At 72.3% G+C, this 18,672-nt stretch carries 20 protein-coding genes; 5 read left to right on the top strand and 15 right to left on the bottom strand.

The window, feature by feature from the left end; all coding sequences use genetic code 11:
• Window positions 1-79: 79 nt before the first annotated feature.
• Entirely contained in the window at window positions 80-1,432 is a 1,353-nt protein-coding gene (locus WMR31_RS09970; protein ID WP_340538655.1) for a class II 3-deoxy-7-phosphoheptulonate synthase, read from the bottom strand.
• A 26-nt stretch (window positions 1,433-1,458) separates the two neighbouring features.
• Window positions 1,459-2,913, bottom strand: coding sequence for an APC family permease (locus tag WMR31_RS09965; protein ID WP_340538654.1), 1,455 nt, complete (start codon window positions 2,911-2,913; stop codon window positions 1,459-1,461).
• Window positions 2,914-3,074: 161 nt separating this feature from the next.
• On the opposite strand from WMR31_RS09965, the gene WMR31_RS09960 reads away from it, so the two are divergent.
• Together WMR31_RS09960 and WMR31_RS09955 are read left to right on the top strand one after the other, a co-directional pair.
• Window positions 3,075-3,635, top strand: coding sequence for a TetR/AcrR family transcriptional regulator (locus WMR31_RS09960; protein ID WP_340538653.1), 561 nt, complete (start codon window positions 3,075-3,077; stop codon window positions 3,633-3,635).
• The gene (locus WMR31_RS09955) at window positions 3,632-5,128 is read left to right on the top strand and encodes an MFS transporter (protein ID WP_340538652.1); all 1,497 of its coding nucleotides are present in this window, start codon (window positions 3,632-3,634) and stop codon (window positions 5,126-5,128) included. Before WMR31_RS09960 ends, WMR31_RS09955 begins: the two co-directional genes overlap by 4 nt.
• 150 nt (window positions 5,129-5,278) lie before the next feature.
• Here the strand turns inward: WMR31_RS09955 and WMR31_RS09950 are convergent, their stop codons facing one another.
• Both WMR31_RS09950 and WMR31_RS09945 read right to left on the bottom strand, forming a co-directional pair.
• Window positions 5,279-6,307 (bottom strand): 6-phosphofructokinase, encoded by a 1,029-nt coding sequence (locus tag WMR31_RS09950; protein WP_340538651.1) that lies wholly within the window; start codon window positions 6,305-6,307, stop codon window positions 5,279-5,281.
• Window positions 6,308-6,387: 80 nt separating this feature from the next.
• Window positions 6,388-7,062, bottom strand: coding sequence for a hypothetical protein (locus tag WMR31_RS09945; RefSeq protein WP_340538650.1), 675 nt, complete (start codon window positions 7,060-7,062; stop codon window positions 6,388-6,390).
• A 42-nt stretch (window positions 7,063-7,104) separates the two neighbouring features.
• Between WMR31_RS09945 and WMR31_RS09940 the strand changes: the two genes are divergently transcribed.
• Entirely contained in the window at window positions 7,105-7,929 is an 825-nt protein-coding gene (locus tag WMR31_RS09940) for a DUF1028 domain-containing protein (RefSeq protein ID WP_340538649.1), read from the top strand.
• A gap of 117 nt (window positions 7,930-8,046) precedes the next feature.
• Here WMR31_RS09940 and WMR31_RS09935 read toward each other — a convergent pair whose 3' ends face one another.
• Genes WMR31_RS09935 through WMR31_RS09910 form a run of 6 tightly spaced genes read right to left on the bottom strand, consistent with a single transcriptional unit; the run spans window position 8,047 to window position 12,895 of the window.
• Window positions 8,047-8,946: a hypothetical protein gene (locus WMR31_RS09935; protein WP_340538648.1), complete on the bottom strand. Its 900-nt coding sequence runs from the start codon at window positions 8,944-8,946 to the stop codon at window positions 8,047-8,049.
• Window positions 8,943-9,791 carry an arylamine N-acetyltransferase family protein gene (locus WMR31_RS09930; RefSeq protein WP_340538647.1) on the bottom strand — a complete coding sequence of 283 codons (849 nt, stop codon included), beginning with the start codon at window positions 9,789-9,791 and terminating at the stop codon, window positions 8,943-8,945. The genes WMR31_RS09935 and WMR31_RS09930 overlap by 4 nt, the downstream gene beginning before the upstream one ends.
• Window positions 9,792-9,801: 10 nt before the next feature.
• Window positions 9,802-10,440: a response regulator gene (locus WMR31_RS09925; RefSeq protein WP_340538820.1), complete on the bottom strand. Its 639-nt coding sequence runs from the start codon at window positions 10,438-10,440 to the stop codon at window positions 9,802-9,804.
• A gap of 58 nt (window positions 10,441-10,498) precedes the next feature.
• Entirely contained in the window at window positions 10,499-11,008 is a 510-nt protein-coding gene (locus WMR31_RS09920) for a flavin reductase family protein (protein WP_340538646.1), read from the bottom strand.
• Between the two features lie 7 nt (window positions 11,009-11,015).
• Complete coding sequence (gene macS / locus WMR31_RS09915; protein ID WP_340538645.1) at window positions 11,016-12,131, bottom strand: MacS family sensor histidine kinase; 1,116 nt, start codon at window positions 12,129-12,131, stop codon at window positions 11,016-11,018.
• 32 nt (window positions 12,132-12,163) lie between these two features.
• Window positions 12,164-12,895: a lysophospholipid acyltransferase family protein gene (locus tag WMR31_RS09910; RefSeq protein WP_340538644.1), complete on the bottom strand. Its 732-nt coding sequence runs from the start codon at window positions 12,893-12,895 to the stop codon at window positions 12,164-12,166.
• A gap of 156 nt (window positions 12,896-13,051) precedes the next feature.
• On the opposite strand from WMR31_RS09910, the gene WMR31_RS09905 reads away from it, so the two are divergent.
• Window positions 13,052-13,825 (top strand): alpha/beta hydrolase, encoded by a 774-nt coding sequence (locus WMR31_RS09905; protein WP_340538643.1) that lies wholly within the window; start codon window positions 13,052-13,054, stop codon window positions 13,823-13,825.
• A gap of 17 nt (window positions 13,826-13,842) precedes the next feature.
• The gene (locus WMR31_RS09900; RefSeq protein ID WP_340538642.1) at window positions 13,843-14,301 is read left to right on the top strand and encodes a hypothetical protein; all 459 of its coding nucleotides are present in this window, start codon (window positions 13,843-13,845) and stop codon (window positions 14,299-14,301) included.
• Here the strand turns inward: WMR31_RS09900 and WMR31_RS09895 are convergent.
• Genes WMR31_RS09895 through WMR31_RS09875 form a run of 5 tightly spaced genes read right to left on the bottom strand, consistent with a single transcriptional unit; the run spans window position 14,249 to window position 18,589 of the window.
• Window positions 14,249-15,331: an ROK family protein gene (locus WMR31_RS09895; protein WP_340538641.1), complete on the bottom strand. Its 1,083-nt coding sequence runs from the start codon at window positions 15,329-15,331 to the stop codon at window positions 14,249-14,251. The genes WMR31_RS09900 and WMR31_RS09895 overlap by 53 nt on opposite strands.
• A gap of 4 nt (window positions 15,332-15,335) precedes the next feature.
• Window positions 15,336-16,298 (bottom strand): ROK family glucokinase, encoded by a 963-nt coding sequence (locus tag WMR31_RS09890; protein ID WP_340538640.1) that lies wholly within the window; start codon window positions 16,296-16,298, stop codon window positions 15,336-15,338.
• Window positions 16,288-16,806: a hypothetical protein gene (locus tag WMR31_RS09885; RefSeq protein ID WP_340538639.1), complete on the bottom strand. Its 519-nt coding sequence runs from the start codon at window positions 16,804-16,806 to the stop codon at window positions 16,288-16,290. Before WMR31_RS09885 ends, WMR31_RS09890 begins: the two co-directional genes overlap by 11 nt.
• Window positions 16,803-18,092 (bottom strand): ArsA family ATPase, encoded by a 1,290-nt coding sequence (locus WMR31_RS09880; RefSeq protein WP_340538638.1) that lies wholly within the window; start codon window positions 18,090-18,092, stop codon window positions 16,803-16,805. The genes WMR31_RS09885 and WMR31_RS09880 overlap by 4 nt, the downstream gene beginning before the upstream one ends.
• A gap of 47 nt (window positions 18,093-18,139) precedes the next feature.
• Window positions 18,140-18,589 (bottom strand): SRPBCC family protein, encoded by a 450-nt coding sequence (locus WMR31_RS09875; protein ID WP_340538637.1) that lies wholly within the window; start codon window positions 18,587-18,589, stop codon window positions 18,140-18,142.
• Window positions 18,590-18,672 lie beyond the last annotated feature (83 nt).

Genomic DNA, 18,672 nt, shown 5'->3' with positions numbered 1-18,672 from the left:
CGCTGACCCGTCCGCTATGGCTGACGGGTCAGCGTGGCTGGGAGGGTCGCGCCTGTGGACAAGGCGCTGCTCGGCCCGCTCAGGCGGACCGGGCGCGCAGCATCTCGGCCACGAGGAAGGCGAGCTCGAGGGACTGGACCCGGTTGAGGCGGGGGTCGCAGACCGACTCATAGCGTTGGGAGAGCGCGGCCTCGCTCAGCTCCTCGCCGCCTCCCACACACTCGGTGACGTCGTCGCCGGTGAGCTCGACGTGGACGCCGCCGGGCCAGGTGCCGAGCTGGTGGTGGACGTCGAAGAAGCCCTGGACCTCCTCGATGACGTCCTCGAAGCGGCGGGTCTTGTAGCCCGAGCTGGCCTCGAAGGTGTTGCCGTGCATGGGGTCGCAGACCCAGGCGATCTCTAGGCCGGCAGCGGTGACCTTCTCCACGACCTGCGGCAGCCCGTCACGGATCTTCCCGGCCCCGAAGCGGGTGATGAAGGTGAGCCGGCCCGGGATGTTGTCCGGGTTGAGGCGGGCGGCCAGCGCGATCGCGTCGTCGGCGCTGGTCGTGGGGCCGAGCTTGACGCCGATCGGGTTGCGGATGTGGCTGAGCAGCTCGACGTGGGCGCCGTCGAGCTGCCGGGTGCGCTCCCCGATCCAGACGAAGTGGCCGGACAGGTCGTACGGCGCCTCGGTGCGCGAGTCCAGGCGCGTCATCGCGTGCTCGTACTCGAGCACGAGCGCCTCGTGCGAGATGTGGAAGTCGACCCGGTGGAACTCGTCGGGGTCGGCGCCGATCGCGGCCATGAACGACATCGCCCGGTCGATCTCGTGCGCCATCGCCTCGTAGCGCTGGCCGGCGACGGAGTCGGCGACGAAGTCGGTGTTCCAGGTGTGGACCTTGCGCAGGTCGGCATATCCGCCGGCGATGAAGGCGCGGATCATGCTCAGTGTCGCAGCCGAGGTGCGGTGGACGTCGAGAAGCCGGCCGGGATCGGGGATCCGGGCCTCGGCGGTGAAGTCGAAGCCGTTGACGGCGTCGCCGCGGTAGGCCGGCAGGGTCACCGGCGCGCCGTCGACGGTCCGGGTCTCCTGGTCGGAGCTGCGCGGCTTGGCGTACTGCCCCGCGAGCCGGCCGAGCTTGACCACCGGCACCGAGGCGGCGTAGGTGAGCACCACCGCCATCTGGAGCAGCACCCGCAGCTTGTTGCGGGTGTTGTCGGCGGTGACGCCGGCGAAGGTCTCCGCGCAGTCGCCCCCCTGCAGCAGGAAGGCCTCGCCACGGGTCACCGCGGCGAGCTGGTCGGTCAGGTCGTCGCACTCGGCGGGGAAGACCAAAGGCCGGGCGGCACGCAGTCGCTCGACGACGTCGTCGACGACGTCGCGATCGGGGTAGGTCGGCTGCTGGGCCGGGTGGAGCGCGTGCAGCGCGGCGAGATCGGGAAGAGCCACCCGCCAAGACTACGCGGCCCGGCGGGTCACTCCTCGAGGTGCTCGATGTCGCGGAATCCGGTCTTCTGGCCGCGCGCCCCGCGGTTGATGAGCCAGGTGATCGCCCACAGCACGATGCCGATGCCGAGCAGGCCCGCGGCGATCTTGTACTGCACCATGTCGGCCTCGAGGCGAGCCCACGGGCCGAGGAGGTACAGGCAGGCGATGGCGCCGATCACCGGGATCGCGGTGGGCGCCCGGAAGGAGCCCGCGGGGTCCTTGCGCAGGATCAGCACGCACACGTTGACCACCGCGAACACGGCCAGCAGGAGCAGGGCGGTGGTGCCAGACAACGCCGAGACGATGGTGCTCTCCGACTGGGTGCGCACGTAGACGATGAGGCCCAGCGCGAGGAGCGTGGTGAACGCGATCGCGAAGTAGGGCGCACGCCGGCCCGACGACACCCGGCCCAGCTGCCGCGGCAGGACATCCTGCTGGGCCATGCCGTAGATGAGGCGGCTGGCCATCAGCATGTTGATCAGGGCGGTGTTGGCCACGGCGAACACGGTGAGGAACGGGAAGATCTTGTCGATCGGGATGTCGGGCGCCCCGACGCGGACGACGTCGAGCAGGATGCCGGCCTCGGGGTTCTTCGGCTCCGCGATCGCACCCGCGGGGATGACCGCGACCACCGAGATCGCCACCAGCACGTAGATGATGACGGCGATGCCCAGGCCGGTGAGCATCACGCGCGGGAAGATGCGCTCGGGATCCTTGGTCTCCTCGACCATGTTGACCGAGTCCTCGAAGCCGACCATGGAGAAGAACGCGATCGCCGTCGCGACGGTGACCGCCATGAACAGGCCCTTGTCGTCGGGGCTCTCGAAGACCGTGATCCGGCTCAGGTCGCCGTCGCCCTTGGCGATCGCGACGAACCCGACGCCGATCACGATCGCCAGCGCGGTCATCTCGATGACGGTGAGGATGACGTTGAACTTCACGCTCTCCCCGACACCGCGCAGGTTGATCGCGGCCAGCAGCAGCATGAACGCGAGGGCGACGAGCAGGGTGGCGGTGTCGCCGGTCGGGACGCCCGGGATGAACTCGTCCAGCCCGATCATCAGGTTGGAGGCCAGCAGGCCCGAGGACGTCGAGGCGCTGGTGATGCCCGAGCACACCACGGTGAACGCCACGAGGAAGGTGACGAAGTGGATGCCGAACGCCTTGTGGGCATACAGCGCCGCTCCCGCCGCCTGCGGGTACTTGGTGACCAGCTCGAGGTAGGAGAAGGCGGTCATCGTCGCGACGGCGAAGGCCACGATGAACGGTAGCCAGGCGATGCCGCCGACCTGGCCGGCCAGCTTGCCGGTGACGGCGTAGATGCCGGCACCGAGGATGTCGCCGACGATGAAGAGCAGGAGGAGCTTCGGGCCCATCACCCGCTTCAGGTCGGGGGAATCGCCCCCGTTGACGTCGGGGTCCTTGCTCAGATCGGTGGTCATGCCCGAACACCTCCGGCCGTGATCGATGTGTGCCTGCTCACACTCAACACCTCGGCGCCCCGGCTTGTCTGCACCCCGCACCGAGGGTGTCATCTCTAGATTTGAGTCACCGTCGTCTCAAGTGAGACACTTATGTCTCATTCGATCGAGGAACAAGCATCATGCCCACCCGTGACGAGATCCTGGGCGCCGCCCAGCGTCAGCTCAACGCCCAGCCGACCGCGTCGATGGCAGACCTCGCCGCCGCCGCCGGAATCGGACGCGCCACCCTGCACCGCCACTTCGCCACCCGCGAGGACCTCCTCCACGAACTGGGCACCCGCTCGATCGACCGCTGGCGCGACAGCCTCGACGGCGCCGATGTCGCCGGGGTGGCCGCCTCGGGCGACCCCGTGCGCATCCGCACCTGCCTCGACGACCTCCTGAGCCGCTACCTCGCCGACTCCGACGACTTCGGGTTCGCACTCACCGACTTCTCCCTCACCGCGGCACCCGACCTGGTCGCCCGCTCCGAGCGGCTGGTGGCGCGCGAGGTGGCCTTCTACGCCGCCGCCCAGGCGGCCGGCGTCCTGCGCGCCGACCTCCCGCCGCGCTGGCTCGCCCACGCCGTCTACGGGCTCCTGGTCGCCGCGCGCGACGCGCTCGCCGTCGGCGACGTTGCCCGGCGCGACCTCGACACCCTCGTCCTCTCGACCTTCCTCACCGGAGCCCAACAGCCGTGACCACGCCACACACCACCCGCCCGACCCTCCCCCGAGTCGAGTCCGACCCGCGCCGGTGGGCCGGACTCGCCGTCCTGACCGCGAGCCTGCTCGTGATCGTCATGGACATGACGATCCTCAACGTCGCGCTGCCCGACCTGACCGCCGACCTGCAGCCCAGCGCCGTCTCGCAGCTGTGGATCGTCGACGCCTACGCGCTCGCGCTCGCCGGCCTGCTCGTGCCTCTGGCCGCGGTGGGCGACCGCTGGGGCAGACGCCGCATGCTGCTCACCGGGTTCACGCTGTTCGGCGTCGCCTCGCTGCTCGTGCTGCTCGCCGACTCCCCCGGCGACGTCATCGCCGTGCGCGCCCTCCTCGGCGTCGGCGGAGCGATGATCATGCCCTCCACGCTCTCCCTGATCCGCACCCTGTTCCCCGACCCGCGCGAGCGGGCGCTCGCCCTGGGCGTCTGGGGCGCCATGGCCGCCGTCGGCGGGGCGATCGGGCCGATCGTCGGAGGCGCCCTGCTCGAGGTCTTCAACTGGCACGCGGCGTTCTTGTTCAACGTGCCGGTGATGGTCGTCGCGATCATCGCCGCCGTGCTGCTGCTCCCCGAGAGCCGCTCGGACCGGCCCGGCCGCCTCGACCCTGCCGGCGTCGTCCTGTCCTCGGGCGGGATGGTGAGCCTCGTCTACGGCATCAAGCACCTCGCCAAGGACGGCCTCACCGCGGACTCGCTGCTCACCCTGGCCATGGGCGCCCTGCTGCTCACCGTGTTCGTGCGCCGCTGCCTGCGCGAGGACGATCCGATGCTGGAGGTCCGCCTGTTCGGTCGTCCCCAGTTCACCGCCGGCGTGCTCGCCGCCCTGTGCACGAGCATCGCCATGGTCGCCCTGCTGCTGGTGGCCTCGCAGTGGCTCCAGCTCGTGCACCGCTGGTCGCCCCTGGAGACCGGGGCCGCCCTGCTGCCGATGGCCGTCGGCGGCATCATCGGCTCCCCGCTGGCACCGGGCGTGGCCGAGCGCATCGGCGCGCGGACCGTGCTGGCAGGCGGTCTGGCCATCGCCGGGCTGGGGCTGCTCCTGCTGTTCGTGGCACCGAGCCCGCTGACCTACCCCTTCCTCGCCGTCGCGCTGACGCTGGTCGGCATCGGCACCGCCTCGCTGGCGGTCGCCTCGGCGGTGATCATGGGCGCGGCGCCGTCGGACAAGGCCGGGAGCGCGGCCGCGATCGAGGAGTCGTCCTATGAGATCGGCGGCGTCCTGGGCATCGCGGTCCTTGGCAGCCTGGCCGCCTGGGTCTATCGCGACGGCCTGCCCGGCGGCGCCGACGACGCCGCCCGGGAGTCGCTGGCCGGCGCGCTGGGGACCCCGGTCGCCGAGCAGGCGCTGCGCTCCTTCGAGCACTCCTTCGCCGTCCTCGGCCTCGCCTCCGGCCTGTTCCTGCTGGCCGCGGCCGCACTCGTGTGGTGGCTCACCCCCGCCGATCTCGACCTCGCCGACGTCGAGCACTGATCCGCGCAGAGGTAGAGCAAGCCGGGAGGGCGATTCATCCGGAGGTTGAGCAAGCCGACGAGTGAGGAACGAACTCGTCGGCGCCGACGAAACCTCGCAACCCTCCTCGCCAACGCTGGCAGCGCCGGTTGCCGGGGTTTCGTCGGCCCCCTACCCGAAGAACACCTGCGCCTCGGCGTACTCCTCGGGGCTGACCAGCTTGAGCTCGCCGGTCCCCTCGGCGAGTGGGACGCGGTCGATGCGGGTGCCGCGCAGGGCCATCATGGTGCCGAAGTCGCCGTCGGCGACGGCGTCGATGGCCTGGAGGCCGAAGCGGGTGGCCAGCCAGCGGTCGAACGCGGTGGGGGTCCCGCCGCGCTGGATGTGCCCGAGGACGACGGCGCGGGCCTCCTTGCCGGTGCGCTCCTCGATCTCCCCGGCGAGGCGGTCGCCGATGCCGCCGAGCCGGACGTGGCCGAAGGCGTCCTTCTCGCCGGAGGCGAGGGTCATCTCGCCGCCCTCGACCGGGACGGCGCCCTCGGAGACCACGATGATCGGGGCGTACTCGCTCTGGAAGCGGGTCTCGACGTGGGCGCAGACGCGTCCGATGTCGAAGGGCTGCTCCGGGATCAGCACCGCGCTGGCCCCGCCGGCGATGCCCGAGTGGAGGGCGATCCAACCGGCGTGGCGGCCCATGACCTCCACCACGAGGACCCGGTGGTGCGACTCGGCGGTCGTGTGCAGCCGGTCGATCGCCTCGGTGGCGATGTTGACCGCGGTGTCGAAGCCGAAGGTGAAGTCGGTGCCCGACAGGTCGTTGTCGATCGTCTTGGGGACGCCGACGACGTCGACGCCGAGCTCGGCGAGCTTCGTGGCGACGCCGAGGGTGTCCTCGCCGCCGATCGCGACGAGGGCGTCGACGCCGTGGTCGGCGAGGTTCTGCTTGATCTTCTCCACGCCGCCCTCGATCGTGAAGGGGTTGGTGCGGCTGGAGCCGAGGATCGTGCCGCCGCGCGGGAGGATCCCGCGGCACTGCTCCACGCCGAGCGGCATGGTGATGCCCTCGAGCGGACCGCGCCAGCCGTCGCGGTAGCCGACGAACTCGAAACCGTGGTCCTTGGTGCCCTTGCGCACCACCGCTCGGATCACCGCGTTCAGTCCGGGACAGTCGCCCCCGCCGGTGAGTACTCCGACCCGCATCGACGTCTCCTTCTGGTTCATTGGATCGTTCAAACCATTCAAGGTCACCTAACCATGCCGCGGGTCGCGTGGCGAGGGCCTCACCACAGCGTGAGCACGAGCGCAGCGATCAACAGACCGGTGCCGATGCCGAGCAGGAGCGCGCCACCCAACGGCAGGTAGCCGCCGACGACGCGACGGTCGCTCGGCAGCCGCTCGGTGCGCCAGCGCGGGTCGGCCTCGACCTCGGCCAGCCGATCGGGGGTGACCCTGTCGTCGAGCACCGCCGCCTCTCGGTGCTCCGGGTGCACCAGCAGCACCGCCGGGACGTCGCGCACCTGCGAGAACCCCAGGTCGGGCGGCACCAGGGCGGCCACCCGCCGCGGCGGCTCGTCGCCGAGCGCGACGAACACCGCGATCTCCGACGGCGCGGGCCCGCTGCCCCGCACCGGCAGCCACCAGCCGTGTCGCCGCTCGGTCCGGGCTCGCACCAGTCGGCCGATCTCCGGCACCGGCGAGACGTCGCCCGCCGCAAGCTCGTCCGTCGCCGCGGCCACCTCTGCCGAGAACCGGCGCTGGGCGCGGCCGGCCCACACCGGGAACGCGGAGATCACCACGAGCTCGACCGCAATGCCCACGAACAGCAGGGCGAACGCCGTCGTGGAGTCGCTGGTGTCGCCGGACGTGCCGAACGCGGGACCGCCGATGATGAGTCCGAGCGCCAGGCCGAAACCGGCCACCAGCGCCCGGGTGGGCCAGCGGATGTCGTTGAGCACACCGACATCGTGCCCGGGCGGCCACGGTCTACCCTCGCCGGCATGACGTTCTCGATCGTGGCCCGCTCCGACGACGGCGAGTCCTGGGGCGTCGCGGTCGCCTCCCGGTTCCTCGCCGTCGGCGCGATCGTGCCGGCCGCCGTCGCCCAGGTCGGCGCGCTGGCCACCCAGGCCAACTCCAACGTCGCCTACAAGGGCCTGGCGCTGTCCCACCTCGACGAGGGCGCGACCGCCGAGATCGCGCTCCAGCGCCTCCTCGAGGAGGACGAGGGCCGCGAGCAGCGCCAGGTCGGCATCGTGGACCTCGACGGCGGCGCCGCCTCCCATACCGGTCGCGCCTGCGTGCACTGGGCCGGCGGCGTCACGGGCGACGGTGTGGCGATCCAGGGCAACTGCCTGGCCGGCCCGGAGGTGATCGAGGCGATGCGGTCCGCCTGGGACGCCGGCACCGACCTGCGCTTCGAGCGGCGTCTGCTCGCCGCGCTGGCCGCCGGGGACGACGCCGGCGGCGACTGGCGCGGACGCCAGTCCGCGGCGCTGCTCGTCGTCCGCGACGGCGCCGGCTACGAGGGCGGCGACGACATCGCCGTCGATCTCCGCGTCGACGACTCCCCCGCCCCGATCCCCGAGCTGGCCCGGCTGCTGGACCTCAACGACCTCTACCTGGTCGCCTCCACCGAGGAGGAGAAGGTGGAGGTCGACGACGCCCTGCGCACCGAGCTCGAGGCCTTCGCCCGCGACCAGGGCCACCCCGACTTCGCCACCTGGGTGGGCACCGAGAACTACGAGATGCGCGTCGACCCGGCGCTGGCCTGGATCGACCAGCGGATCCTCGACGTCGTCCGCGCAGTCGCCTCGGTGTCCTGAGCCCCTCGACCCCACCCGCCCCAGGAGCCCCGGATCCGGGATAGTCCCGGGACTTTGGGTTGGGTTCCGCGGCCGGAGCCAACCCGAAGTCCAGGGACTATCCCGGCCGGCGGGCACTCACGACAGGCGGGCCAGGGCGGCGGCGGCCTCGTCGCGGTCGGAGCGGGCGGAGGCGAGGTGGACCTCGGCCTCCTCGCGGACGGCCTCGGCATCGCCGAGCTCGTCGTCGACCTCGTCGTAGGTCTCCTCGAGGTCGGCGATCCTGCGCTTGAGCTCGTCGATCTCGGCCTCGACCTGGAGCTGACGGGCGCGGAGCTGGTCGACGTCGGCGACCGCCTCGTCGTAGGCGCCCTGGGCGTCCTCGAGGATCACCTCGGTGCTGGTGAGGTGCTCCTGCGCGGCGGCGCGGGCCTTCTCCTCGGCGTCGGGGTCGGGGACGACGCGCAGGTCGGGCCGCGACGGCGCCTCGTCGTGGTCGGTGCCCCTCGATGGGGTCGCGACGTGGCCGATGGCCTCGGGCACGGCCACCGCCGCGTCGAGGTCGACGTCGCCGATCCCGGTCGTGGTCAAGGCGGTGACGAGCAGGCCGCTGCGGACCGCCTCGCCACAGCCCGCGGAGACCATCGCGGCGGTGAGGGTGGCCTCGACCTGGTCCGCGACGGCCGGGGTGACGCGCACCCCCTCCTCCCGCGCGAGAGCCCGCGCCTGGGTGGTGATGGCGGCGGTGAGCTGGCGGCGCTGCTTGGTGAGCTCGCGCAGCTCGGCGCCGGACATGCCCTCCTGGGCGGCTCGCAGCGCGGCGCCGACGTCGAGCACCTGGGTGACCTGCTCGCCCTCGCGGCGCGCGAAGAGGTTGACTACCCACGCCGCCAGGGACGGCTTGCGCAACGCCTTCACCGCGGCCGACAGGTCGGCGTCCTGCTTCTTCAGCGCCTTGGCCCGCGCGTCCCGAGCCGGAGTGAACTCACCGAGCGGCAGCGCGTACAGCTCGTCGGCGATCTCGAGGAGGGTCGTCACGGGCGCCCTTCCTCCACCCAGGCCCGATGGGCGACCAGGGTCCGGTCGAACAGCGCGCGCACCTCGCCCTCGGGGACGTCGGCGAGGGGAAGCCGGAGCTCGGCGAGCGCGTCGCGCCACTCGTCGTACGTCGTCGCCTCGTGCTGGTGCAGCCCGGCCTCGTCGACGCGCACCACGACGCAGCCACGCACGGTCAGCATGGCGTCGGGATCGCGGCGCTGGACCACCAGCTTCTTGGTGAAGGTCCCGTCCGGCGGCGTCGACAGCCGCCGGTGCGCGGCCTCGACGGCGTCGGCGCCCACCGGCAGCGCCCGCACCTCCAGGCCGGTGAAGCTGCCCCGCGGGTCGTTGCGGAACGACCAGCCGTCCTCGCTCACCTCGGTGACCGACATCGTGAGCGGACCGTCGTGGATCGTGCCGACGACGAGCGGAACCGGGTCGAGGAAGCCCTCGCCGAGACCCGCGTCGGGCCACCAGCGGCCGCCGGGATTCGCCTCGGTGGGCAGTCCGGACACCGAGAGCACCAGATGGTTGAGGTCGGTGCGGTCCCGATCGGCCGGGTCGAACCACACCGCGCCGTGGTGCCGCCTGACGGCGTACCCGAGGTCGGTCAGCAGGGCCTCCAGCGCGCCGTTCTGGTGGAAGCAGTAGCCGGCCCGTCCGATCGTGGCCACGCGGTCCAGCGAGTCGCGCGGGTCGACCGAAACGGGACGGCCGAGCATGATCTCGAGGTTGTCGTAGGGCACCTGCTGCACGTGGGCGCGGTGGATCGCGGTGAGCGTGTCGAGGGTCGGCTCGGGGTCGGGGTCGAGGCCGAGTCGCTCCAGGTACGCCGCCGTGGTCACCCGCGTGACACTAGTCGGCGTCCAGGCCCTGCTCGATGGCATACCGCGTGAGCTCGACCCGGTTGTGCATCTGCAGCTTGCGCAGGGTGTTCTGCACGTGGTTCTGCACGGTGCGGTGGGAGAGCACCAGCCGCTCGGCGATCTGCTTGTACGACATGCCCTTCGCGACCATCTTGAGCACCTCGGTCTCACGCTCGGTGAGCTCGGGGTTGCCGGTGATGGCGGGACCACCGGCCGGATCGGACAGCCGCCGGAACTCCCCCAGGACCAGCCCTGCGAGTCCGGCGGTGAACACCGAGTCACCGCGCGCGACCCGCCGCACGGCGTCCAGCAGCTCCTCGCGCGAGGCCGACTTCACCAGGTAGCCCGTGGCTCCCGCCTTGACCGCCTCCAGGACGTCGTTCTGCTCGCCGGACGCCGACAGGATCAGCACTCGCGCGCTCGGGTCCTGCTGGAGCACCTGCCGGGTCACCTCGACGCCGTTCGGCCCGGGGATCTGCAGGTCGAGGACGACGACCTGCGGCCGCGCCGCCGGGAACCGCGCCAGCGCCTGGTCGCCGTCGGCCGCCACCGCGACGACGTCGAGCCCCGCGCCCTGCAGGTCGCGTTCGACGGCGTCGCGCCACATCGGGTGGTCGTCGACCACCATCACCCGGATCGCTGCCGCCTCGCCGCTCACGACCGTGACCCTAACCGCACCCCGGACGTCAGGGGCGCGCGTACCGCCCGCGCCGGTGGAGCAGCGGCTCGTCGTCGGCGCCGACGACGACCTCGGTGATCGGGCAGGTGAGCAGGAGCGACCAGCCGACGGGGCTGGCCGACTCGAGGGTGACGTCGGCCCAGGTGGTCGCCCCGCGCAGCCGCGGACCCGACGGCGTCTGGTCGAACTCCGCCATCCGGAACGGACCCCCGGGGGCGGGAGCCACACCGGCGAAGGCGTCGGCGAGGTCGCGGTGCCCCCACGAGAGCAGCTGGACGACGGCGCGCCCGGTGTCCTCGAAGACGTCGGCGAAGTCGGAGTCCGGGTCGACCAGCGCGAGCAGGCGCGGCGGGTCACCGTTCGCCAGCAGCACCGAGGTGATCGTGAGTCCGGCCCGGGTGCCGGGGGTGGTGCCCGCGCCCGAGGTCCACAGCGTCACCGCCGCGCCGAGGCGGCCGCGCAGCCGCCTGGCCGGGTCGTCCTCGGTCGGGAAGGGGTGCCCGGAGTGGATGGTCACGGTCCGATCATGCCTCTCCGCGTGGCACCACGAGCTCCCACTCGGTGCCGAACGATCCCGAGGTCACCACCGCGGTGCCGCCGAGATCCTCGATCCGTCCGCGGATCGAGCCGGTCACACCGAGCCGCCCGTCTGCGGCGGCCTGTTCGAGCCGTCCCGGCGCGATGCCGGGGCCCTCGTCGCGGACCGAGACCTCCACCCGGTCGGGGAAGGCCTCCAGCAGCACCCAGGCCGGCGCACCCTCGCCGACGTGCACCGTCACGTTGTCCAGGCACGCGGCGACGGCGGCGACCAGCTCGGCGGCGACGGCGCCCGGGAGCTCCACCGGCCCACCCGGCACGACGACGTCGACGCCGGGCCGCAGGCTCAACCGGCCCAGCCGCGAGGCGACGTCGACCACCTCGTTCGACGTCCCCCCGGCATCCTCGCCCACCGCATCCTGCGAGCGGATCAGCGTCCGCAGGCGCGACTCCTGCTCGCCGGCCAGTCGGCCGAGCTCGGCGGCGCCTCCCCCCAGCTCGGCGCCGCGCCGCTGCACCAGCGCCAGCACCTGGAGCACCCCGTCGTGGACGACGCGGGCCAGCCGCGCACGCTCGGCGGCGGCCGCCGCCGAGCGCTCGGCGGCGTCACGTTCGGCCGCCATCTCCTGCAACGAGCCACACATGTAGCCGACGATCGGACCGCCGATGAACAGCAGGTACACGTTGGCGTAGTTGGTCTGGGTGAGCTCGTCGCGCAGCAGCAGGTCGGTGGCCCCGATCAGCGTCGCGGCCACCAGGCCGCCCCACAGCCGGAACCGGATCGCCCAGGCGAGCAGGGCCGCCATCACCCAGAAGCCCGGGATCGTGGCGTTGAAGGTCGGGCCCTTGAAGACCGGAGTGAGGGCGATCGCGGTCAGCGCGACCGCGAGGTCGAGGACGAGCAGTACCCACGTACGACGCAGGGCATCGGAGTAGGCCCAGGTGGCGATCGCCGACCACACCACCATGCCGCCGACGACGGCCCACGCGCCGATCGGGTGGTCCAGGTTGTCGCGCCGGTAGATGTTGAGCCCGACGGCATTGATCAAGGTGACGATCCGCAGGACCGCCAGCGCCCGGAACAGCCGGTCCTCGACAGCCACCGCCGCGAGGACCCCACGGGACCCGAGACGGCTCAGGACGCCAGCTTCCGCTCGGCGGCGGTCTCGGCCTTCGCGGCGGCCTCGGCCCGCTTCGACTCCTCCTTGGCGACCGTGGCGTACTTGTCGACGTACTCCTGCCCGGAGAGCCGCATGATCTCGTACATGATCTCGTCGGTGATCGAGCGCAGGATGTAGCGGTCGTTCTCCATGCCCTCGTAGCGGGAGAAGTCCAGCGGCTTCCCGAAGCGGACCACCGGCCGGGTGAACGATCCGAACTTCTTGCCCGGGGGCGCCACGACGTCGGTGCCGACCACGGCAGTGGGGATCACCGGGACGCCGGTCTCGAGCGCCAGGCGCGCCACTCCGGTCTTGCCTCGGTAGAGCCGGCCGTCATGGGAGCGGGTGCCCTCGGGGTAGATCCCGAACAGGCCGCCGGCGCCGAGGACCTTCTTGGCCGACATCAGGGCGCCGGCCGCGGCGTCGGCGCCCGAGCGGTCGATGGGGACCTGGCCGGCTCCGGAGAAGAACTGCTTCTGCAGCCAGCCCTTGATGCCCGGGGTGGTGAAGTACTCGGCCTTGGCCACGAAGGTGACCCGGCGCGCCAGGGTGAGCGGCATGAACAGCCAGTCGGCGTAGGAGAGGTGGTTGCTGGCCAGGATGGCCGGTCCCACCTCGGGCACGTTGACCTCGCCCTCCACCCTGGGCCGGAAGATCACCCGGAGCAGTGGGCCCAGAGCGATCCACTTGAGGAACCAGTAGAACAACGCGACCCCTTACACCCGTGGCACCGTGGACACGCCGACCCGCCGGCCCGCCCGTCCTGACCGACGAAGCGTAGTACCTCCGCGCGGGTGCTCCCATCCATCGGACCCGGCCCCCGGGCCTGCGCGTGGGCGTTCGCACTGCGGCATGATCTGCCCATGCCCCTCGACCCGCGGCACGACCCGCTCACCATCGCCGCACGCCCGGAGCTGACCGGCGGACGTCGCGTCGGCGTCCTGCTCAGCCACGGCTTCACCGGATCGCCGTACGCGATCCGCCCGTGGGGCGAGTTCCTCGGCGAGCGTGGCTACGGCGTCCGGGTGCCGAGGCTGCCGGGGCACGGCACCACCTGGCAGAACCTCAACGCCCACCGCTGGAGCGACTGGTACGGCGAGGTGTCGCGTGCCTTCGACGCGCTGTGCCTCGAGCACGACGCGGTGGTGGTGGGCGGGCTCTCGATGGGCGGCGCCCTGGTGACCAGGCTGGCCGAGGAGCACGCCGAGCAGATCTCCGGGGTGATCCTGGTCAACCCCGCTGTCGCCAGCAAGCGGCTCGACCTCAAGGCGCTGCCACTCCTCAAGCACCTCATCCCTGGACTTCCGGGTATCGCCAGCGACATCAAGAAGCCGGGACAGCTCGAGCACGGCTACCCCCGCACCCCGCTCAAGGCGCTGCACTCCTTCGTCCGTATGTGGCCGCAGCTGGTCGAGGACCTGCCGCGGGTCACCAGCCCGCTGCTCTACTTCCGTTCCACCGTGGACCACGTGGTCGACGACGCCACCCAGCCGCTCATCGTCGGCCGGGTCTCCTCGACCGACATCACCGAGGTGTCACTGCCCGACAGCTATCACGTGGCCACCCTCGACAACGACGCCCCGACGATCTTCGCGGACAGCGCCGACTTCATCGCCCGCGTGACCGCCTCCGCATGACGACGTAGTCTCAGGTGGTGCCCATCGACGACGACGAGGCCTGGCAGGCGATCGTCGACAACTACGGGGAACGGCCGGCGCTCGACGACGAGCCCGCGCTGCCGTCCACCGGCCGGGAGTCCGGCTCGGCCGACGACCTCGGCGAGGAGTCCGCGGGGGTGTGGGACACCCTCGACGACGACCCGCCGCCGACGGCGTCCTGGGACGACGAGTATCCCGACTCCGACTGGACCACCGATCGGTTCGTGCCGCCGCCCCCGCCGCCGATCCCGACGACCACCCCCGACCGGTACGCCGCGTGGAGCGGGGTGCTGGGCGCGCCCGCGATCTTGCTGATCTGCCTGATCTTCCGGATCTCGCTGCCGCAGCTGGTGGCCTACTTCCTCGTGGCGGCGTTCGTCGGCGGATTCCTCTACCTGGTCTTCAAGATGTCCCACGAGCCCCGCGACCCGGACGACGACGGCGCGGTTTTATGACGCCCGAGCGGTAGTCGCCGGGTCCGATCGTCTGGATGCCGCGCACGCTGCGCGCGGTGCGAGCGGTGCGGGCCGAGCCGGCCCAACGGGCCGAGCGGGCCAGCAGCGCCGCACCGATCAGGCCGGCCTCCGGACCGAGACCGGCGGCGGTGACCTGAGGCGGCGTCCGATGCCCGGCGCCGACGACCGTGCGTGCCAGTGCCTGGCGGGCCGGATCGAGCAGGATGTCTCCGGCCGCGGAGACGCCACCCCCGACCACGATCAGCTCGGGGTCGAAGGCCGAGGTGAGGGCACCGAGGCCGGCCCCGAGCCACTCGCCGATCACCGCGAACGCCTGGCGGGCGAGCGGGTCGCCGCGCTCGGCGGCCTCGGTGACCATCGGGCCCGTCAGCAGGTCGAGATCACCGCCGCACAGCTCGCGCAGCAGGGCTCCGTCGGGGCCGTCGAGATGAGCACGGGCGAATCGCACCAGCGCGTTCCCCGAGCAGTACTGCTCCCAGCAGCCCGACATGCCGCACTCGCAGTTGCGCCCGTCGGGGACCAGCTGCATGTGTCCGAACTCGCCGGCCATGCCCTGGGCGCCGCGCACCAGCTGGCCGGCCAGCACGATGGCGCCGCCGATGCCGGTACCGAGAGTGATCATCAAGGCGGAGGACGCACCGCGCACGACCCCGAAGGCGGTCTCTGCGACGGCGGCGCAGTTGGCGTCGTTGTCGAGCGCGACCGGTGCCCCCCAGCGCTTGCTGAGTCGTTCGCGCACCCGCTCGCCGGCCCACGGCAGGTGCGGTGCGAACATGACCCGCTCCCCCGCGGCGTCGACGAATCCCGCCGCGGCGAGCCCGACCCCGGCGATCCGGCGACCCCCCGCGACGTCGAGCACCGCCTCGGTGAGAGCGTCCTCGACCGCGCTGATGTCGACCCGGCGTCCGGGGGTGCTGCGCCGCGCGGTCCGGACGACGGTGCCGGCGCGCGTCACCTCGCCGGCCAGGACCTTCGTCCCGCCGACGTCGACGCCGATGTAGAGAACCATGAGATCAGTACCGTGCCAGATCGGCGGCACCGATGACGCCGGCGCGGTTGCCGAGCGAGGCGGCGCGGATCTCGGGGACCGGCCGGTGGCCGCGGCCGGTGAGCTCGCGGGCGAAGGCCTCGCGGGCCGGGTCGAGCAGCAGGTCGCCGGCCTCGCTCACCCCGCCGCCGATCACGATGACGCCGGGATCGAGGACGGCGGTCAGGGAGGCGATCGCCTCGCCGAGCCAGCGCCCGGCCTCGGCGACCCGGTTCCTGGCGAATGCGTCGCCGGCGGCCGCGGCCGCGGTGATCGTCGGGCCGTCGATGGCCTCGGGGTCTCCTCCGGCACGAGCCAGGAGGGCGGCGGCCTCGGGCGTGTGGGCGAGGGCGCGGGTGTCGCGCACCAGCGCCGACCCGCTGGCGTACTGCTCCAGGCAGCCCCGGTTGCCACAGCCACACGGCAGGCCCTCGGGGACGACCCGCAGGTGGCCGATCTCGGCGGCCGACCCGGAGGCTCCTCGGTAGAGGGCGCCGTCGATGACGATGCCGCCGCCGACGCCGGTGCCGACGGTGATCATCAGCATGTCGTCGGCGTCGGTGGCCGCCCCGAAGGTGAACTCTCCCCATGCGGCGGCGTTGGCGTCGTTCTCGACGACGACGGGAAGACCGACCCGCTCGTGGATCTCGCGGCCGAGGTCCTCGTCGCGCCAGGCGACGTTGGGAGCGAACATGACGATCCTGCGGCCGGAGTCGACGTATCCGGCCGCGCCGATGCCCACCGCCTCGATCCGGTGACGCGATCCGAGGTCGCCCACCAGCCGAGCGATGGCGTCCTCGACCGCTTCGGCATCGGTCGCCGGCGAGGTGACGCGCTGCTCCTCGAGCACGTGCCCCTCGGCATCGACCACGGCGCCGGCGATCTTGGTGCCGCCGACGTCGATGCCGCAGGTCAGGCCGCCGGTCCCGGCGGCGGGACTACTCGTCATCGAGGTCGATCCTCTCGAACCCGCGGCCGGTGTCTCGCCCCGGGGCGCCGGCCGAGCCGCTGGCGGCGCCGGGCATCAGTCCTTGGAGAGCCAGGAGCAGGGAGCTTGCCGCCTGGGTGAGGTGCTCGACGACCTCGGGATGGGTGGTGCGCAGCAGTCGCGCGGTCCGGCACAGGGGGCAGTAGCTGCATTCGCACTGCCTCGGGGAGTCCTCGGCGCCGTCTGCTGTCTCACCGGTCGGCCGAGCCTCCTCCCAGGAGGCCGCAAGGCTCTCGGCGGCCTGTCCGGCGAGTCCGGCCAGACCGGAGACCAGTCCGGCAGCCTGCTCGGCCACGCCCCTCGCCGCATCCTGCGCGGCGTGACCGTCGGCGACCGATCCCTCCGGCTCGCCGCCGGTCAGGGCGCCGTGAAGAGCGCCGAGGAGCCGGGCCGCCTCCTCGCCGACGCTTCCGACGGACTCGGTCCACCCGTTCGAGGCGCGGTCGCCGTCGCCCTGGTCGGTGCTCACCCTCGTGCCTCCTGTCGTGCGCCCGTCTGCCCGCCTTCTCGCCCACCGGTTCGCGTGTCTCTCGGCTCGTCACGGAAGCGGACCCGGAGCTCGCCGTCCTCGACCCGAGCACCGGCCACCGAGAGTCGCGCGAGCCCCGAGGGCAGCGTGAGGAGCCGACGATACGGCCCGACGGTCACCACGAGCTCCTCGCGGTGCCGAGTGAGGTCGACGTCGCTGCTGCGCGCACCGGGCAGGGCGAGGTGGAGGACGGCGCCCTCGGCGGTGCGGGTGACCCGGAACGGTCCGGCGCCGCTGGACGGTGCGAACGGGTCGGCAGCGGCCGGCTCGGAGTCGTACAGGTCGCGGGCGAGAGCCGCGAGCGCCGCCACGCCCACGGGCTCGCTGGGCTGGTAGGGCGCCCGCCACACCGGCAGCCCTTCGAAGGACTGCCCTACCTGCTCCAGGACCTCCGACTGCGCCTCCACCCAGCGTGCGCGCCAGGCGTCCGAGCCGTCGGCGGGGAAGATCCGGTTGGCCACCACTCCGTCGACCCGGTAGCCGAACAGCGACAGGCTGGTGTGACTGCGCCGGGCCTCTGCCAGCACCACCTGCTCGGGCGTGAGCACGATCCGCACGCTGGCCCCCGGCGCGCTGAGCAGCGCGTGCACCTCGCCGAGCTCGGCGTGGAGTCGCTCGATGGCCCCGAACACCGAGCCCTCCGGCATCGGGACGCCGGCGGCTCGGTTCAGCACCGGACGCAGCGCCCGCACGACCCGCTGTTGGGTCGGGAAGATGCGCTGCATGTACCAGCCCAGCGCCTCGGGCAGGGCCAGCAGGCGCAACGTCTCTGCGGTGGGAGCGCAGTCGACGACGATCACGTCCCACGCCGGCTCACCCCGCTCCGTGCGGCCCCTCGGACGGCGGCCGGCTGCGTGGAGGCCGAGCGCGTGCTGGCGCAGCTCCAGGAGTGCGAGCACCTCCTCGGCGCCCGGGATGACGGTCAGCTCCTCGGCGGCCACCGGGTCGACACCGACGACGTCGAGCACCGAGAGCAGGTAGCCCTGCACGTCGGCCCACGACTGCTCGAAGCGCAGCTGCGCATCGACCTGCTGCACGAACAGCCGGTCGGCCACCTCGGTCGGCTCGGCACCGACCTCGACGCCGAAGGCGTCACCGAGGGAGTGCGCGGCGTCGGTGGACAGCACGAGGGTGCGCAGTCCTTCGGCAGCCGCCAAGGCGGCGGTACCGGCAGCGACCGTGGACTTGCCGACACCGCCCTTGCCGGTGAACAGGAGGATGCGCACGCGAGACTGAGCTGCTGAGTGGTCGACGTCGGGCAGTGGGTGGCTACTCAGGCGAGCGACTCGACGCGCTGCTTGAGCCCCTTGAGCGCGGTGTCGATCAGGATCTTCTCGCCCTTGCGCTTGATCATCCCGATCATCGGGATCGACACGTCCAACGCGAGCCGGTAGGTCACCTCGGTCGAGCCGTTGCCGAGGTCGCGCAGGATGTAGGCGCCGTCGAGGGCCTTGAGCATCTTGCCCTCCACGAGGGTCCAGGTGACCTGCCGGTCGCCGTCCCACACGTAGGCCAGCGTGTACTCGTCCTTCACCGGTGCGACGTCGAGGGCGAAGAACACCTCGCGGGCCCGGTCGTCCTGCTCGCCCTGGTACTCCGACTGCACCTCGCACACCTTCACGCCCTTGGCCCAGGCGGGGTACTCGGGGAAGTCGGCGATCACGTCCATGACGTCGGACGGCGCGGCCTCGACCACGATCGAGGAGGTGGTCTGCTCGGCCATCGGGACCTCTCTCTCCCCTGCGGGGCGTCGGTGCTGGCGGGTGCGCTGATGCGTGCGGCGGCGGCTCGCAGGAGGCTACCGGA

It is taken from the genome of Nocardioides epinepheli (assembly GCF_037936805.1).
In the GTDB taxonomy this organism is placed as follows: Bacteria; Actinomycetota; Actinomycetes; order Propionibacteriales; family Nocardioidaceae; genus Nocardioides.
The sequence above is the reverse complement of the archived record's forward strand: the minus strand, read 5'-3'. Positions and strand labels throughout refer to the sequence as shown.

What these genes read in the sequence shown, in the direction of transcription:
- WMR31_RS09925 (WP_340538820.1), bottom strand. Translation starts at nt 10,440, where the DNA reads ATGGTGGTCGACGACCACCCGATGTGGCGCGACGCCGTCGAACGCGAC.
- WMR31_RS09960 (WP_340538653.1), top strand. Translation starts at nt 3,075, where the DNA reads ATGCCCACCCGTGACGAGATCCTGGGCGCCGCCCAGCGTCAGCTCAAC.
- WMR31_RS09890 (WP_340538640.1), bottom strand. Translation starts at nt 16,298, where the DNA reads ATGACGAGTAGTCCCGCCGCCGGGACCGGCGGCCTGACCTGCGGCATC.
- WMR31_RS09950 (WP_340538651.1), bottom strand. Translation starts at nt 6,307, where the DNA reads ATGCGGGTCGGAGTACTCACCGGCGGGGGCGACTGTCCCGGACTGAAC.
- WMR31_RS09905 (WP_340538643.1), top strand. Translation starts at nt 13,052, where the DNA reads ATGCCCCTCGACCCGCGGCACGACCCGCTCACCATCGCCGCACGCCCG.
- WMR31_RS09875 (WP_340538637.1), bottom strand. Translation starts at nt 18,589, where the DNA reads ATGGCCGAGCAGACCACCTCCTCGATCGTGGTCGAGGCCGCGCCGTCC.
- WMR31_RS09895 (WP_340538641.1), bottom strand. Translation starts at nt 15,331, where the DNA reads ATGGTTCTCTACATCGGCGTCGACGTCGGCGGGACGAAGGTCCTGGCC.
- WMR31_RS09940 (WP_340538649.1), top strand. Translation starts at nt 7,105, where the DNA reads ATGACGTTCTCGATCGTGGCCCGCTCCGACGACGGCGAGTCCTGGGGC.
- WMR31_RS09965 (WP_340538654.1), bottom strand. Translation starts at nt 2,913, where the DNA reads ATGACCACCGATCTGAGCAAGGACCCCGACGTCAACGGGGGCGATTCC.